Source organism: Kocuria sp. cx-455 (assembly GCF_057707085.1).
This window is the reverse complement of record NZ_JBYIPM010000003.1, coordinates 154,618-170,552: the sequence shown is the minus strand read 5'-3', so window position 1 is coordinate 170,552 and position 15,935 is coordinate 154,618. Positions and strand designations below refer to the sequence as shown.

Annotated in this window: 12 protein-coding genes; 11 read left to right on the top strand and 1 reads right to left on the bottom strand. The window is 66.3% G+C overall.

Annotation, left to right across the window (positions count from 1 at the left end):
- Window positions 1-5 precede the first annotated feature (5 nt).
- Window positions 6-272 (bottom strand): hypothetical protein, encoded by a 267-nt coding sequence (locus AC3ENJ_RS06315; protein ID WP_498957841.1) that lies wholly within the window; start codon window positions 270-272, stop codon window positions 6-8.
- Window positions 273-723: 451 nt separating this feature from the next.
- On the opposite strand from AC3ENJ_RS06315, the gene AC3ENJ_RS06310 reads away from it, so the two are divergent.
- The 11 genes from AC3ENJ_RS06310 to AC3ENJ_RS06260 all read left to right on the top strand — a co-directional run bounded on the left by AC3ENJ_RS06310 (window position 724) and on the right by AC3ENJ_RS06260 (window position 15,796).
- On the top strand, window positions 724-1,230 hold the full coding sequence (locus AC3ENJ_RS06310; protein WP_190781272.1) for a Fur family transcriptional regulator: 507 nt from the start codon (window positions 724-726) through the stop codon (window positions 1,228-1,230).
- A 76-nt stretch (window positions 1,231-1,306) separates the two neighbouring features.
- Entirely contained in the window at window positions 1,307-2,830 is a 1,524-nt protein-coding gene (locus AC3ENJ_RS06305) for a catalase (RefSeq protein WP_431813423.1), read from the top strand.
- A gap of 127 nt (window positions 2,831-2,957) precedes the next feature.
- A complete protein-coding gene (locus tag AC3ENJ_RS06300) occupies window positions 2,958-3,965 on the top strand; it encodes an o-succinylbenzoate synthase (protein WP_431813422.1) in 1,008 nt (335 codons plus the stop codon).
- Window positions 3,966-4,095: 130 nt separating this feature from the next.
- A complete protein-coding gene (locus tag AC3ENJ_RS06295) occupies window positions 4,096-6,321 on the top strand; it encodes a PhoX family protein (protein ID WP_431813421.1) in 2,226 nt (741 codons plus the stop codon).
- Window positions 6,322-6,606: 285 nt separating this feature from the next.
- Window positions 6,607-8,319 carry a nitrite/sulfite reductase gene (locus tag AC3ENJ_RS06290; RefSeq protein ID WP_431813420.1) on the top strand — a complete coding sequence of 571 codons (1,713 nt, stop codon included), beginning with the start codon at window positions 6,607-6,609 and terminating at the stop codon, window positions 8,317-8,319.
- A complete protein-coding gene (locus AC3ENJ_RS06285; protein ID WP_223841192.1) occupies window positions 8,316-9,134 on the top strand; it encodes a phosphoadenylyl-sulfate reductase in 819 nt (272 codons plus the stop codon). The genes AC3ENJ_RS06290 and AC3ENJ_RS06285 overlap by 4 nt, the downstream gene beginning before the upstream one ends.
- The gene (gene cysD, locus AC3ENJ_RS06280; protein ID WP_431813419.1) at window positions 9,131-10,063 is read left to right on the top strand and encodes a sulfate adenylyltransferase subunit CysD; all 933 of its coding nucleotides are present in this window, start codon (window positions 9,131-9,133) and stop codon (window positions 10,061-10,063) included. The genes AC3ENJ_RS06285 and cysD overlap by 4 nt, the downstream gene beginning before the upstream one ends.
- 1 nt (window position 10,064) lies before the next feature.
- The gene (locus AC3ENJ_RS06275) at window positions 10,065-11,402 is read left to right on the top strand and encodes a sulfate adenylyltransferase subunit 1 (RefSeq protein ID WP_431813418.1); all 1,338 of its coding nucleotides are present in this window, start codon (window positions 10,065-10,067) and stop codon (window positions 11,400-11,402) included.
- Window positions 11,403-11,531: 129 nt separating this feature from the next.
- Window positions 11,532-13,391 carry a 2-succinyl-5-enolpyruvyl-6-hydroxy-3-cyclohexene-1-carboxylic-acid synthase gene (gene menD / locus AC3ENJ_RS06270; protein WP_431813417.1) on the top strand — a complete coding sequence of 620 codons (1,860 nt, stop codon included), beginning with the start codon at window positions 11,532-11,534 and terminating at the stop codon, window positions 13,389-13,391.
- A gap of 82 nt (window positions 13,392-13,473) precedes the next feature.
- On the top strand, window positions 13,474-14,214 hold the full coding sequence (locus AC3ENJ_RS06265) for an SDR family oxidoreductase (protein ID WP_431813416.1): 741 nt from the start codon (window positions 13,474-13,476) through the stop codon (window positions 14,212-14,214).
- A 196-nt stretch (window positions 14,215-14,410) separates the two neighbouring features.
- Window positions 14,411-15,796 (top strand): MFS transporter, encoded by a 1,386-nt coding sequence (locus AC3ENJ_RS06260; RefSeq protein WP_431813415.1) that lies wholly within the window; start codon window positions 14,411-14,413, stop codon window positions 15,794-15,796.
- Window positions 15,797-15,935: the final 139 nt, after the last annotated feature.

Genomic DNA, 15,935 nt, shown 5'->3' with positions numbered 1-15,935 from the left:
ATGCTCTACCGCTGACCGTGGTATTGGGCCGAACCGGTTTTCACGTGGGCACCCCGCACGCGGTGACCCGTGTGTTGCACGTGCGATCCGCCGGTGAGGGCCGCCACAGTGCGGGATCCGGGGTGCTGCCGAAGCGAGGTCCACGTGGTGAACGCGCTTGAGATGGCTACTGCGCACACCATGAACAGCATGTAGGCCAAGAAAAGCGCCATGGCGATCATGAGCAGTAGTCGCCCGCCACTTTGCAGGATTGAATGAGTGTATTCCGGCATACTGCCCACGCCGTTCAATGGCGCGTTTGTAGCTACGAGCATCTGTTTCCCCCAAATGGATCAGTCCCGTTCCCCAACAGGACTCTTGGCGCCATTCATCGATGAGGCGCCGGATTAGGCCAGTGTGCCATTACCCACTTGTTATCGCAAGAATTTCCAACGTGTTTGAATCATGTGCCCGCACAACAGGGGACTAAAACATTGGGGTCTAAAAATACTCACAAACGAGGAATACCCGTTCTACCTGCGGAAACGTTGTCGGAACGTGGGTACGGGTCCTCGGTTCGTGGCTGGCCGGGTGGGCCGTTCGGTGGTCCGGCCTCCTAGCGGGGCCTCCTAGCGGATGGGGTCGGGTTGCTCCCACCGGGTGTTGTGGAGCTCACGCCCGCCAGCACGCAAAAAATTGTCCAAACCTTTTGATGAGTAACTCAAAATATGACATAGTGTCGTTATGACCTCGACCACTTTCTCTGCGCAGCAGCCGCAGCACGAGAACGCCGGCACCACCGCCGTCGCTCCCGGGGCGTGGGCCGCGCGGATCCGGGAGGCTGGACTGCGTGTCACCAAACCTCGGCTGGCCGTGCTGGACGCCTTGGAGCGTTCCCCGCATGCCACTGCCGATGAGGTGCTCTCCGCGGTCCGCACAGTGATGCCCAGCATCACCGTGCAATCCGTCTACGTGGTGTTGCACTCGCTCACCAAGGCCGGTCTGTTGCGTCAGCTTGACCTGGCACACTCTCCGGCCCGTTACGAGACGCGGGTGGCCGACAACCATCACCATGCGGTGTGCACGGTGTGTGGGCGCATTGAGGACGTCGCCTGCGCCGTCGGGCACGCTCCCTGTCTGGCCCCCACCGAAACCCATGGGATGAACATCCACGTTGCGGATGTCGTATACCAAGGCGTCTGTTCCGACTGCTCGGCTCAAGAATCCGACACGGCGACAGCGCAGAGCTAGCCCCTTAGTCCTCCGCGAGGCCCATCCAGGGCCGACCGGTTCACCCACCCGTCCCAGCCCAACCAAGGAGTACGTGATGACGGACACCACCCCACACGGTACAGGTTCGACCACCCAGGCCGGCATCCCCGCAGTCAGCGACCGCAACTCGCTGACCACCGGTCCCAACGGAGCGATCGTGCTTCACGACCACCACCTGGTGGAGACCCTGCAGCACTTCAACCGCATGAACGTTCCCGAGCGTCGTCCGCACGCTAAGGGCTCCGGCGCATTCGGTACTTTCGAGGTCACCGAGGACGTTTCCCAGTGGACCAAGGCGGACTTCCTGCAGCCCGGCAAGAAGACCGAGATGCTTGCTCGCTTCTCCACGGTGGCAGGCGAGCTGGGTTCCCCGGACACCTGGCGCGACGTCCGCGGCTTCGCCCTGAAGTTCTATACCCAAGAGGGCAACTTCGACCTGGTCGGTAACAACACCCCCGTCTTCTTCGTGCGCGACCCCATGAAGTTCACCCACTTCATCCGCTCGCAGAAGCGTTTGCCGGACTCCGGTCTGCGTGACGGCACCATGCAGTGGGACTTCTGGACCCAGAACCCCGAGTCCGCTCACCAGGTGACCTACCTGATGGGTCAGCGTGGTCTGCCCAAGACCTGGCGTCACATGAACGGCTACGGTTCCCACACGTTCATGTGGGTCAACGAAGCCGGCGAGAAGTTCTGGGTCAAGTGGCACTTCGAGTCGAACCAGGGCGTGGACTTCCTCTCCAACGACGAGGCCGAGGCCCTGGCCGGTGCCGACGCCGAGGCTCACCGCCGTGACCTGTTCGACGCCATCGAGCGCGGCGAGCACCCCTCGTGGGACCTGTACGTGCAGGTCATGCCGTACGAGGAGGCCAAGACCTACCGCTTCAACCCGTTCGATCTCACCAAGACCTGGTCGAAGAAGGACTACCCGCGTCACAAGGTCGGCACCATGACCTTGAACCGCAACCCGGAGAACTTCTTCGCGCAGATCGAGCAGGCCGCGTTCTCCCCGGCCAACGTGGTTCCCGGTATCGGCATGAGCCCGGACAAGATGCTGCTGGGCCGCAACTTCGCCTACGCGGATGCTCAGCGCTACCGCATCGGCACCAACTTCCAGCAGCTGCCGGTGAACCGCCCAATCAACGAGGTCCACACCTACAACTTCGAGGGCAATATGTGGTATGAGCACAGCGGCAACCGCAGCGTGTACGCACCCAACTCCTTCGGTGATTCCTGGTCGGACGAGGTCGGACCGGTCGACACCGGCTGGGAGGACGACGGCGCCCTGGTGCGCGAGGCTTACACCCTCCGCGAGGACGACGGCGACTTCGTCCAGGCAGGCATCTTGGTCCGCGAGGTGTTCTCCGACGCCCAGCGCGACGAGTTCGTCGAGACCGTTGCCGGCGCCCTGGACGGTGTGAAGGAACCGGTGTTGTCCAACGCCTTCCAGTACTGGAAGAACGTGGACGAGACCATCGGTCAGCGCATCGAAGAGGCCGTCAAGGCCGGAGCCACCGGCACCGAAGTCCCGGGTATGGGCGTTGACGAGGACGAGAACGTCGCCGCCCCGGTCAACTGACGAGTAGCGTTAGTCTGACTCACTGAGCAAACGCCCGGCTGGATTCCTCCAGCCGGGCGTTTGTTTGCCCGGCGAACTGTGAGCGGTGCTGACCGAGGGCCGCTCCGGCGAGACTTACCCTAGATTCATGACCTCCGCTCACGCTCTGAACCTGCCGCCCGTTGCCGACCTCCTGGACACCGTTCGCGTGGTTGCCCTTCCGATGCGCGTGACGTTCCGGGGCGTCACGGTCCGCGAGACCGCCATCTTCCGGGGGCCCGCCGGGTGGGGTGAATTCGGCCCGTTCCCGGAATACGGGGACGTCGAGGCCGCCCAGTGGCTTCGTGCCGGTCTTGAAACCGCGTGGCGGGGATTCCCCGACCCCGTGCGTTCGACCATCCCCGTCAACGCCACCGTCCCGGCCGTGCCCGCCAGCCGGGTGGCCGAGGTGCTCGCCGGGTACGGCGGTGCGGTACCCGCCGTGAAGATCAAGGTCGCCGAGCGCGGTCAAGCCCTGGCGGACGACGTCGCTCGAGTGGCCGCCGTCCGCGACCTCCTTCCCGACGCGCGGCTTCGCGTGGACGCGAACATGGGCTGGGGTGACGATGAGGCCGTCGCGGCGCTCACGGAGTTGGCGGCGTTCGACCTGGAATACGCAGAACAGCCCGTGGCCGGCATCGCAGGGTTGGCAGAGGTGCGCGGGCGACTGCGGGACAAGAATATCGACCTGAAGATCGCCGCGGACGAGTCGGTGCGTAAGGCCGAAGATCCCCTCGCGGTGGCCCGTGCCGGTGCCGCCGACCTGATCATCGTGAAGGTGGCCCCGCTCGGGGGAGTGCGCCGGGCGCTGGGGATCGTGCGGGACGCGGGCCTACCCGCCGTGGTGAGTTCCGCGATCGACAGCTCCGTGGGGATTCGGGCGGGTGTCGCCCTGGCAGCCGCGCTGCCCGAGCTGCCGTACGCGTGCGGGCTGGGAACGCTGTCACTCATGGAGGCGGATGTGACCCGTGAGCCACTCAAACCGCAGGACGGCTTCATTCCAGTGCGGGACGTAGCCGTGGATCAGGATCTCGTGGCGGAATTCGCGGTGACGGGTGAGCGGCGGGACTGGTGGCTCGACCGGATCCGCAGGACGCATGCGGTGCTGGCGGGTTAGCGCTGCCCGGCTCGGTCAATTAACCTCCCGTTTCACCTGGCGTCGTACTCAGCTCACTCTCAGGTGGTGAGCTAGGCAGCGGAACAACTCGCTGACATGTGTATTTGCATGTCCTCACCCAGGGGATCCCATGACGCAGACACCCGAACGCCGCAAACTCCTGCCCATGCTGGGCCATGTCAAGGGCAAGCGCAGCCCGCTGACCTGTGAGCTCAAGTGCGGCAGTCAGTGCACGAACCCGGACTGCAACCAGTCCGGAAACGAGTACGCGCACGACATCATTTCCGCGGCCGTGAGCCGCCGTTCCGCCCTGGGCCTGGGGTTGGCAGGTGCCGTCACGGTGGGGGTCGTGGCCGGAACCGCTGACCCGGCCAACGCAACCTACGCGTACTGGGGCAAGGGCCGCGGTCGCTTGGACTTCACCCCGATCAAACCCGTGGGCATGACCGTGGACGACTTCAATGTCCCAGAGGGCTATGACTGGTCCCCGATCATCCGCTGGGGCGACCCGCTGTTCTACGACGCCCCGGAGTTCGATCCCAAGAACCAGACCCCGGAGGCCCAGGCCAAGCAGTTCGGTTTCAACGCCGACTATCTGGACATCATTCCGGACCCCAACGGGCTGACCGGTGTGCTGGTCAACAACCACGAGTACACCAATGAGAACACCATGTTCCCCACGGGGGAGCAGGAGAAGAACCTGGCCAACGTGGTGCGCACCGCCATGGCCGCACACGGTATGTCGGTCGTGGAGATCACCCGCGCCAAGGTGGGTGAACCGTGGTCCTACGTGCGCGGTGGTGCCCGTAACCGTCGCATCACCCTGAGCACCCCGTTCGTGGTGGACGGCCCCGCCGCCGGTTCGGACCTGCTCAAGACGCAGGACGATCCCACGGGCAAGCGCATTGCGGGCACTCAGAACAACTGTTCCGGCGGTGTGACCCCGTGGGGCACGATCCTCTCCGGCGAGGAGAACGTGCACCAGTACTTCATCACCTCCGGCACCCCGGAGGAGAAGCGCTACGGATTCCCCACTACCATGCCCTCGCGCCGCTGGCCCGAGGTCGAGAAGCGTTTCGACGCCCGCGTCGAGGACTACAAGAACGAGCCCAACCGCTTCGGCTGGATCGTGGAGATCGACCCGCAGAACCCGAACTCCGCACCGGTCAAGCACACCTCGCTGGGCCGCTTCAAGCACGAGGGCGCCAACGTCCACGTGGGTGATGACGGCACGGTGGTCGCCTACTCCGGTGACGACGAGAAGTTCGAGTACATCTACAAGTTCGTCTCCTCCCGCAAGTACAAGGAGGGGGACAAGCGCCACAACATGACGCTGCTCTCCGAGGGCGACCTATACGTGGCCAAGCTCACGGGTAACTCCTCCCCGGCCCAGATCACCGGTGACGGCACCCTGCCCGCGGACGGTGAGTTCGACGGCTCCGGCCAATGGCTGCCCCTGATCAAGGGCGGCAAGTCCATGATCGAGGGGATGGCCGTGGACGAGGTTCTCGTGTACACCCGCCTGGCTGCGGACAAGGCCGGCGCCACCAAGATGGACCGCCCCGAGGACGTGGAACCCAACCCGCACACCGGCAAGGTGTACGCCGCGCTGACCAACAACTCCGACCGCGGCAAGCCCGGCTTCGCTCCGGTGGACGAAGCCAACCCGCGCACCGGCAACCGCGACGGCTACGTCCTGGAACTCACCGAACGCCATGGTCGCGTGAACGCCACGCGTTTCGACTGGAACCTGCTGCTGGTCTGCGGTGATCCCACCAAGGACTCCGGCACGTACTTCGGTGGTTACCCCAAGGAGCAGGTTTCACCCATCTCTTGCCCGGACAACGTGGCCTTCGACCGCGCGGGTAACCTGTGGATCTCCACGGACGGCGCGCCGTCCAAGATCGGCTACAACGACGGCCTGTTCAAGGTGGGCCTGACCGGTTCCGAGCGCGGCCGTGTGCAGCAGTTCTTGTCGGTCCCGCAGGATGCCGAAACCTGCGGCCCGGTCATCCATGACACCGAGGACATGGCCTACGTGGCAGTGCAGCACCCGGGTGAGGACGGCTCGTTCGAGGAGCCCCGGTCTTACTTCCCGGACTACGCGCTGCCCACCCGCCTCGAGGAGGGTGAGTTCTCCATGCCTCGCCCCGCGGTGGTGCAGGTCTTCAAGCTCGAGCGTGGCAAGGATCCCGAGTTCCCGGGCGGTGTCAGCGACAAGCCGGGCCACGGACACGGCCGCGGCAAGCGCCGCAAGAACGGGCCCAAGGGTCCCAAGTACCGCGGCTACCGGGGCAAGTCCAATCCGGAGACCCGCGACCGCGCTCGCCGGGCCCGCCGCTCCTACGACGGCTGATTCGGGCAGGGGCGCGAGCAGCCACACCGGCCGCTCGCGCCCGCGGGTGCCGACCCGCACCCTTGGGGGTGCGCCGCGCCCGACATGCCACAGGGCCGAGCGGCGGCGTCGTGACGTCCGCCGACCTATGTGACGCCCTGTGACACCTGGCTACCGGGGATGGCCGGGCATCGGTAGTTTTTACGCAACGGGTCACGCAGAACTGTGCCGCTCGGGGACCTCACCCGTACCCCCGAAGTCTCGTGGCGCACCTGACGATCACTAGTTTGCGTTCAAGGAGCTGCCATGGCCGCGCACACGACCTCAACCGAGAGCCCTGCCACGTCGGCCGCCCCGCGCGTGCGCGGACCGCGCCCCGGCACCAACCTGGGGCAATGGAAGATCAGCGGTAAGGACCCCCTCAACCACAACGAGGAGTTCAAGGCCGAGGGCGATCCGCTCGCCGTCCGTGAGCGCATCATCGACACCTACTCCAAGCAGGGTTTCGATTCGATCCCCACGGATGACGTGCACGGGCGGTTCCGCTGGATGGGGCTCTACACCCAGCGCAAGCAAGGCGTTGACGGCGCCTCCACCTCCAAGCTGGACGCGGAGTCCCTGTCCGACAAGTACTTCATGATGCGCATCCGCACGGACGGCGGCCGGCTGAGCGTGGCGCAGGCCCGCGTGATCGGTGAAATCTCCCGGGACTTCGCCCGGGACACCGCCGATGTCAGCGACCGCCAGAACATCCAGTTGCACTGGATCCGCATCGAGGACGTCCCCGAGATCTGGGAGCGCCTGGATTCCGTGGGTCTGTTGAGCGTCGAGGCGTGCGGCGACACACCGCGCGTGTTCCTGGGCAGCCCGGTGGCCGGTGTGGATGCCCACGAGATCATCGACTGCACACCGCAGCTTGACGCCCTGGGCGAGGCGTTCGTGGGCAACCCGGACTTCGTGAACCTGCCCCGCAAGTTCAAGACCGCGATCACCGGCAGCAAGAGCCTGGACGTGGTGCACGAGATCAACGACGTCAGCTTCGTGGGCGTCGAACACCCCGAACTCGGGGTCGGATACGACCTGTGGGTGGGTGGCGCGCTGTCCATCACCCCGCGCCTGGCCGAGCGGCTCGGCGTGTTCGTGGCGCCGGAGGACGTGGTTCCCGTGTGGGCCGCCGTGGCCGGCATCTTCCGCGACTACGGGTACCGCAAGCAGCGCACCAAGGCCCGCCTCAAGTTCCTGCTGGCCGAATGGGGCATCGAGAAGTTCCGCCAGGTGCTCCAGGACGAGTACCTGGGCCGCGAGCTCCCGGACGGCCCCGCGCCCGCCCGCGCCGTGGGTCGCCCCGATCACGTGGGTGTCCACGAGCAGCACGACGGCAAGAAATACGTGGGCTTCGCCCTCACCGTGGGTCGTCTCAACTCCGCCGCGCTGTTGGCGCTCGCCCAGGCAGCCGAGGCCGTGGGTTCCGACCGTATCCGCCTGACGCCCTACCAGAAGATCCTGGTCCTGGACGTCCCCGGGGATCGTGTGGCGGAGCTGACCACCGCGCTCGAACCCCACGGCTTGGACGCGCACCCCAGCCCGTTCCGCCGCGCGACCATTGCGTGCACGGGCATTGAATTCTGCAAGCTCGCGTTCGTGGAGACCAAGGGCCTGGCGGCCCAGGTGATCGATCAGCTCGAAGAGCGGCTCACGGACCTCGAGATCACGAACCCCATTTCCCTGCACATCAACGGCTGCCCCAACTCGTGCGCGCGCATCCAGACCGCGGACATCGGGCTCAAGGGCCAGTTCATCGGCGAGGAGTTCGTGTTCCAGGTGCACCTGGGCGGCGGGCTCGCCTCCGCCGACCGCGAGGAGGGCGGGCTGGGGCGCACCGTGCGGGGCCTGAAGGTCACGTCCGACGGCCTGACCGATTATGTGGAGCGCGTGACCCGCCGCTACATGGCAGAGACCAACGGCGAACTCACCTTTGCCGAGTGGGCACAGAACGCCGAGGAGGATTGCCTGCGATGACCACCCCCACTACTCCATCCCCGACGACGCCGCCGGAGGCACCTGCCCCGGGCACGGCACCGGCCGCACCCGGCCGGGCCGGGGCGCCCGACGCGGCGTCGGCACCCCAGCGAACTCGCTCCGAGGCGGAGCTGAAGGCCCTGGTCGAGGAGGCCAACGAGTTGTTCGGTCAGCGCAACGCGGACACCCAGGAACTGCTGGCCTGGGCCGGCAGGACGTTCGGGAAGTCGCTTGCGGTGGCGTGCTCCATGGCCTCGGACACCGTGGTGCCCGCCCTGGTCAGCCAGCACATCAAGAACGTGGACGTGCTGTTCCTGGACACCGGCTACCACTTCCAGGAAACCATCGACACCCGGGACTCGTTCGCTTCGGACTGGCCCGTGAATGTGCGCACCCTGCTGCCGCGGCTGACCGTACCCGAGCAGGACGCCGAGTTCGGTGCGAAACTCCACGACCGCGAGCCCGCCATGTGCTGCGGGATGCGCAAGGTCGAGCCGTTGGACAACGCCCTTGCGGGCTACGAGGCCTGGGTGACCGGGCTGCGCCGCGAGGAGACTCCCCATCGCGCCAACGCTGCGCCGGTGGAATGGGACGAACGCCATCACATGGTCAAGATCAACGCAATCGTGGACTGGACCTTCGACGACGTCGTGAGCTGGGCCGAGACCAACCTGGTGGTGGTCAACCCACTGCTGACGCAGGGTTACCCGTCCATTGGTTGCGCTCCGTGCACACGAAAGGTTGCCCCCGGTGAGGACCCGCGCGCTGGTCGCTGGTCCGGGCTGGGCAAGACAGAATGCGGGATTCACGTATGACCACCACAGTGACCTCCACCTCGGCACCGCACGCGGCCGCGCTCTCCCAGTTGCAGCGGCTTGAAGCCGAGTCCATGCACATTTTCCGCGAGACCGCCTCCGAGGGTGAACGTCCCGTGCTGCTGTTCAGCGGCGGCAAGGACTCCGTGGTGATGTTGCACTTGGCCGCCAAGGCCTTCTGGCCCTGCCCCATCCCGTTCCCCGTGCTGCACGTGGACACCGGGCACAACTTCCCGGAAGTTCTCGAGTTCCGCGACCGAACCGCCGAGCGGCTCAAGGTGCGCCTGGAAGTGGCCAGCGTGCAGGACTACCTCGACGACGGGCGGTTGAGCGAGCGCCCGGACGGCACCCGTAACCCGTTGCAGACCGTGCCGTTGTTGGACGCGATCACGGACGGACGCCACGACGTGGTCTACGGCGGTGCCCGCCGTGACGAAGAGAAGGCCCGGGCCAAGGAACGCATCATCAGCCTGCGCGACGAGTTCGGCCAGTGGAACCCGCGCGATCAACGCCCCGAGTTGTGGAGCCTGTACAACACCCGCCACCGCCCGGGAGAGCACGTGCGGGTGTTCCCGCTGTCCAACTGGACCGAGCTGGACATTTGGCGCTACATCGCCGCGGAGAACATCGAGCTGCCGCCGCTGTATTACGCACACGAACGGGACGTGATCCTGCGCGACGGCATGCTGCTGGCCGTGGGGGAGTACGTGAGCGCGCGCGAGGGCGAGAACATCGAACGCCGCACCGTCCGCTACCGCACCGTGGGTGACATGAGCTGCACCGGAGCCGTGGAATCACCGGCCGCGAATGCCCAGGATGTGCTGGCGGAGGTCGCGACCAGCACACTCACCGAACGCGGTGCCACGCGAGCGGATGACCGCATGTCCGAGGCCGCCATGGAAGACCGCAAGCGAGAGGGCTATTTCTAAAATGAGCGTCGACACCCGAGGAAGCCTGCTGCGCATTGCCACGGCGGGCAGCGTGGACGATGGCAAGTCCACCCTGGTGGGGCGCTTGCTCCACGACACCAAGAACATCCTGGTCGACCAGCTCGAGGCCATCGAGCGGGTGAGCCAGGCGCGCGGTCTCGACTCGGCGGACCTGGCGCTGCTGACCGACGGTCTGCGGGCCGAACGCGAGCAGGGAATCACGATCGACGTGGCCTACCGGTACTTCGCCACGCCCGCCCGCAACTTCATCCTGGCCGACTGCCCGGGACACGTGCAGTACACCCGCAACACCGTGACGGGCGCCTCCACCGCGGATGCGCTCATCATCCTGGTGGACGTGGAACACGGGATCGTGGAGCAGACCCGACGCCACCTGGCTGTGGCCGCGCTGCTGGGTGTGCCGCACTTGATCGTGGCGCTCAACAAGATCGACCTGGTCCCGGACGCCGAGCAACGGTTCGCGCGGTTGAACACGGACCTGCACGAGCTGGCCGACCAATTCGGTGTGTTGGCGTTGCAGACCATCCCCATTTCCGCGCTGCGCGGTGACAACGTGGCGGAGAAATCGCCCAACACCCCGTGGTACGAGGGCCCCAGCCTGCTGGAATGGCTCGAGACGCTGCCGGATTCGGCCGAGCTCACCCGGTCCGAGGATTTCGCGTTCCCCGTGCAGACGGTGCTGCGCCCGCAGTCCGCCGCGGTGGATCCCGCATTGGTGGACTATCGCGGTTACGCGGGACAGATCGCCTCCGGAACCGTGCACGTGGGAGATACCGTCGCGGTGCAGCCGGCCGGCCGTCGGACCACGGTCGAGGCCATCGACCTGGCCGGTCAGCCCCTGGAGGTGGCCGTGGCCGGGCAGTCCGTGACCCTGCGGTTGAGTGACCAGATCGACATCACCCGCGGCGATCTCATCTCCGGTGTGGAGGCGGGCGCCGAACCCAGCCAGTCCGTGGAAGCCGTGGTCTGCTGGCTGGACGAGAAGCCGCTGCACGAGGGTCAGCGCGTACTGCTCAAGCACACCACGCGGGTGGTTCGTGGGATCGTCGGGTCGATCGACGGTCGCCTGAACCTGGACAGCCTCAGTGCAGAATCCGTAGATTCTTTCGGACTCAATGACATCGGCCGGATCACGGTGCGGGTGGCCGAGCCGATCTTCGCCACCGGCTACACCCGGTCGCATGCTCTGGGCTCGTTCCTGCTGATCGACCCCCAGACCGGCCGCACGCAGGCTGCGGGCATGATCCAGGACGACAGCATCGAGACTCCCGGAGTGCTGGGAAGCCTCAAGGCAGAGAACAGCGACTGGCGGATCTGAGGCTCGCGCGGCGGCGTCGTCCTTAATCGGGGGGCGCCGCCCACGTCAGGTGCGCGCGTGACCTCGTCCTGAAGGCCCGCGTGATGCGGGCGGCTGTGGGTGTCCGAGGGGCTCACTAGAGTGGGCTCCATGATCACTCCGAGCCTGCTGACGGCCACCACCGCACTGAGTGCCCTCGCGCGCGCGGGCATGGAGCACATGGTAATAGCACCGGGTTCTCGCTCGGCACCCGTGGCCTATGCCGCCGCAGCGGCCCGGGAGAGCGGGGCGCTGCGCGTTCACGTGCGTATCGACGAGCGCGCGGCGGCCTTCACTGCCCTGGGGATTTCCCGTTCCACCGGCCGACCCGTCGCGGTGCTCACCACCAGCGGCACCGCGGTGGGCAACCTCTTGCCCGCGGTCATGGAGGCCTCGCACTCGGGGACTCCGCTCGTCGCCCTCACGGCTGACCGGCCGCCCGAACTGCGCGGCACCGGCGCCAACCAGACCACGTTCCAACCGGGAGTGTTCGCGGCTTTCGTGCGCGCCCAAGTGGATCTCGTGCCCGACGATCAGAACCCTGCCGCGGAGACGTTGGATCGCACGCTCGCGGCCGCCGGGGGACATGACACCACCGCACCGGGCCCGGTACACCTCAATCTGGGGTTGCGGGACCCGCTGTACCCGCGGGCAGAGGAAGACCACCTGTTCCTCACGAACTGGGCGGCGGAACTGGCCGCGGAATTGGCCGAGAATCGCCCCGCACGCATCGCCCACCCCTGGGCCGCCTTCGATGAGTCCCTGGTGGTTGAAAGCCCGGACGTTGCTACCACCGAGCTGCTCCGGAACATCGGCTCACAGGACCGCGGCCAAGACGAGCGCGGTAGCGATGATCCGTCACCCTCGGCTGAGAACCCCGGGAAGCGACCGACTACCCCGCACGGCGCCCGGGCCGTGGTCATGGCCGGTGACGGCGCCGGACCGGCTGCCGCGCGGTTCGCAGCGGATGCCGGACTGCCGCTCATGGCCGAACCGTCCTCGAACGCGCGTTTCGGCCCCTCCGCCGTGCCCTCCTACCAGAACGTGTTGGAGCTGGACCTGGTCGATCAGGTGGACACCGTGGTGCTCGTGGGCCGTCCCACGCTGTCCCGGCACGTTGCGGCCCTGCTGCGGCGCGAGGACGTGCGTGTCCTGGCCGTGCGGCCCGAGCCGGTTGCGTGGTTCGAGGAGGGGCGCCGTGACGAGGAGGTTGTCCGCTCCTTCCACGAAGCCCTCGACCGTCTCGGACCCGTGCGTGACGGGTGGTTCGAGTTATGGGAGGCCACCGGCGTGGCCGCGGGCGAGGCCCTGCGGACGCAGACCAATTCCGCACCCGCCCTCACCGGCCTGCACGTGGCTCACGCCGTGTGGGATGCGTGCGCGGCAGACGGTGCCGTGCTCGTGGCCGGTTCGTCCAACCCGATCCGCGACCTGGACCTCGTCGCTTGGCCGGGGGACCCCGTGGCCGTGGTGGCCAACCGCGGTGTGTCCGGGATCGACGGCACCGTGGCCACCGCCCACGGTGTGGGATTGGGAACGGGGCGTCCGGTGCGCGTGTTCCTGGGCGACCTCACGTTCCTGCATGACGCCGGCGCGTTACTCGTGGGCGATGGCGAGGACGTCCCGAACGTCCAGCTCGTGGTCCTCAACGACAACGGCGGGGGAATCTTCGGGAAACTCGAACACGGTGCCGTGGCTCAGGACACCCGGTACACCAGTACCGTGGAGCGCTTCTTCGGAACACCGCACCGGGTGTCCCTGCCGGACCTGTGTGCGGCCTACGGGGTCGAGTACAGTCGTGCGGACACCGCCATCGAGTTGGCCGCACTGTTTGCAGCCCCTGTCCGTGGTCGCCGCGTGATCGAAGTCCCGATCGACCGCGCCGGTCTGCGGGAGTTCCACCAGGGTCTTCGTGAGGCAGCGCAAGATGCGGCCAGGCAGTTCCTGGCCAAGTACCCCGTGGAGAAGTAGGTGCGTGCTGCTGGAGCGATTGCCGCTGATTCGCCCGGGGTGCAGCGATCGCGGGTGAGCCCCTCGTGGCTAGCATGGGTCCATGACTGATCAGCAGATTATTTCCAGCGCGTCACCGCGCACCGCCCTGGTCACCGGGGCCACCCGGGGTATCGGGCGAGCCGTGGCCGAGGATCTCGCCCGTGACCACGTAGTGTTCGTGGGCGGCCGGCGTTCCGGGGACGTCGAGCGGGTGCGTTCCGAACTCGAGGGGCTCGGCCCGGGCACTCGACCGTTCGTTGCCGAGCTCACCGACGACGCCGCGGTCGAGGCCGCGTGGGCGCCCCTGGCCCACGAGTTTTCGGGACTGAACGTGGTGGTGCACTCCGCCGGTATCGCACCCATGGCCCGCGTGGAAGAGGCCACTCGTGAGCAGTGGCGCGAGATTTTCGAGGTCAATGTCTTCTCCGTGGCGGAACTGACCAAGTTGGTGTTGCCGCAGCTGCGAGCCGTCGGCGGGGACGTGGTGGCTATCAACTCGGGTTCGGGTTTCACCGCAGGGCCGGCGTCGTCGTTGTATTCCGGCACCAAATTTGCCCTGCGAGCCTTCACGGACGCGCTGCGCGAAGAAGAACGCGAGAACGGCGTGCGGGTGTCGTCGGTGCATCCGGGTCGGGTGGCCACGGACATGCAGGAAGAGCTGCACGCTTACCTGGACAAGGAATATCGCGCCGAGGAGTGGATCCAGCCGACCCAGATCGCAGCCGCCGTGCGCCTCGTTGTCGATGCCGAGCCAACGGCGCAGGTGGAGGTCATCACCGTGCGGCCGTCGGGCACGCATTAGGTAGTTATGGCTGCAAATTAGCATCCACTCATATGCAGAGGGACATTAACACCCCCTGGCGAAACCCTGGGGGTTATCCCCGTGTGGTAAGGCTCACAGTGCTTCAGGATTAAGTTCTAACGCGCAACCATTTTGGGAAACGCACCGGGGGTCTAGGGGCTCTCCGGAAGATCTTTGATCCGAGAGGACCACCACCATGAGCAACACGCTCGTTGCCGCCAACCCGCGAAAAGAGGCGAGGACCGCCGCCTGGGTCGCCGGTATCGCCTGCGCCGCACTGATTTTCGACGGTTTCGACCTCACCATTTACGGGACCGTCCTCACCACATTGATGGCAGATCCCTCCCACATCGGCGCACTTGACGCCGCCACCGCGGGAAGCCTGGGTTCCTACGCCCTGATCGGCGTGCTCATCGGCGCCCTGATCTGCGGCTCCATCGGTGATTACGTGGGCCGCCGTCGCATCATCCTGGTGGGTATTGCCTGGTTCTCTATCGGCATGTTCGTCACCTCGCTCTCCACCTCGATTTTCGCGTTCGGTGCGCTGCGCTTGCTCACCGGCATCGGCCTGGGCGCGATCCTCGCCACGGCCGGCGCCACCATTGCGGAGTTCGCTCCCGCCGGACGTCGTAACTTCTACAACGCCATCGTGTACTCGGGTATCCCCGCCGGCGGCGTGCTCGCCGCACTGCTGGGCATGCTCCTTCTTGAGCCCTTGGGCTGGCGTGGTCTGTTCATGATCGGCGCGACTCCCATCCTGTTCCTGTTGCCCATTGCGTTCTTCAAGCTCCCTGAGTCCCCGCGCTGGTTGCTCTCCCGTGGTCGCCGTGAAGAGGCGGAGGCCGTTTCCGCCAAGACCGGCACATCGTTGTTGGAAGAAGTCGTTGTCCAGAAAGCCGGCGCCACTCCCGCCAAGACCGGTTTCGCGGCCGTGTTCTCCTCGCAGTTCCGTGTGGGCGCCATCCTGTTGGGCTTCATGTCCTTCTCCGGCCTACTGCTGACCTACGGTCTGAACACCTGGCTCCCCAAGATCATGGAGGGCTACGGCTACGGCAAGACCTACTCGCTGGCATTCCTGCTGGTGCTCAACTCCGGCGCCGTCATCGGTGGTGTGGTGGCCTCCAAGCTGGCCGACCGCCGCGGACCCCAGTTCATCGTCTCCACCACCTTCGTGGTGGCAGCCATCACGCTGGTGCTGATGACCTTCCACTTCCCGCTGCCGGTGCTGTTCATGTTCATCGCCGTGGCCGGTGTGGGCACCCTGGGCACCCAGGTACTGATCTACGGCTTCACCTCCAACTACTTCACCACCAACGCTCGTGCAGCCGGTGTGGCCTGGTGCTCCGGCTTCGGCCGACTGGGCGGCATCTTCGGCCCGCTCATCGGTGGCTGGCTGGTTGCAGCCGGTCTGGGTGGTGCCACTGCGTTCTACATCTTCGGTGGCGTGGCACTGTTCGGCGCACTCGTGACCGTGTTGGTTCCCCGCCAGAAGGCCGTGGAAGCCGCCAAGGAAAAGGCAGAGGAAATCCTGGAGTCTTCCGACAACCAGGACGTCAACACTCCCTCGACCGTCCTGAACTGACGTTCCGGGAACGACAGTCGGCCGGCGCACCAGCGCGCTGACCCCGACTGCCTCGGGATACAGAGAAACACCAAGGGTGCCGTTGCTCATGGCGAGCAACGGCACCCTGCTTTTGTGTTCCCCACGTGTCCCGCGTCCC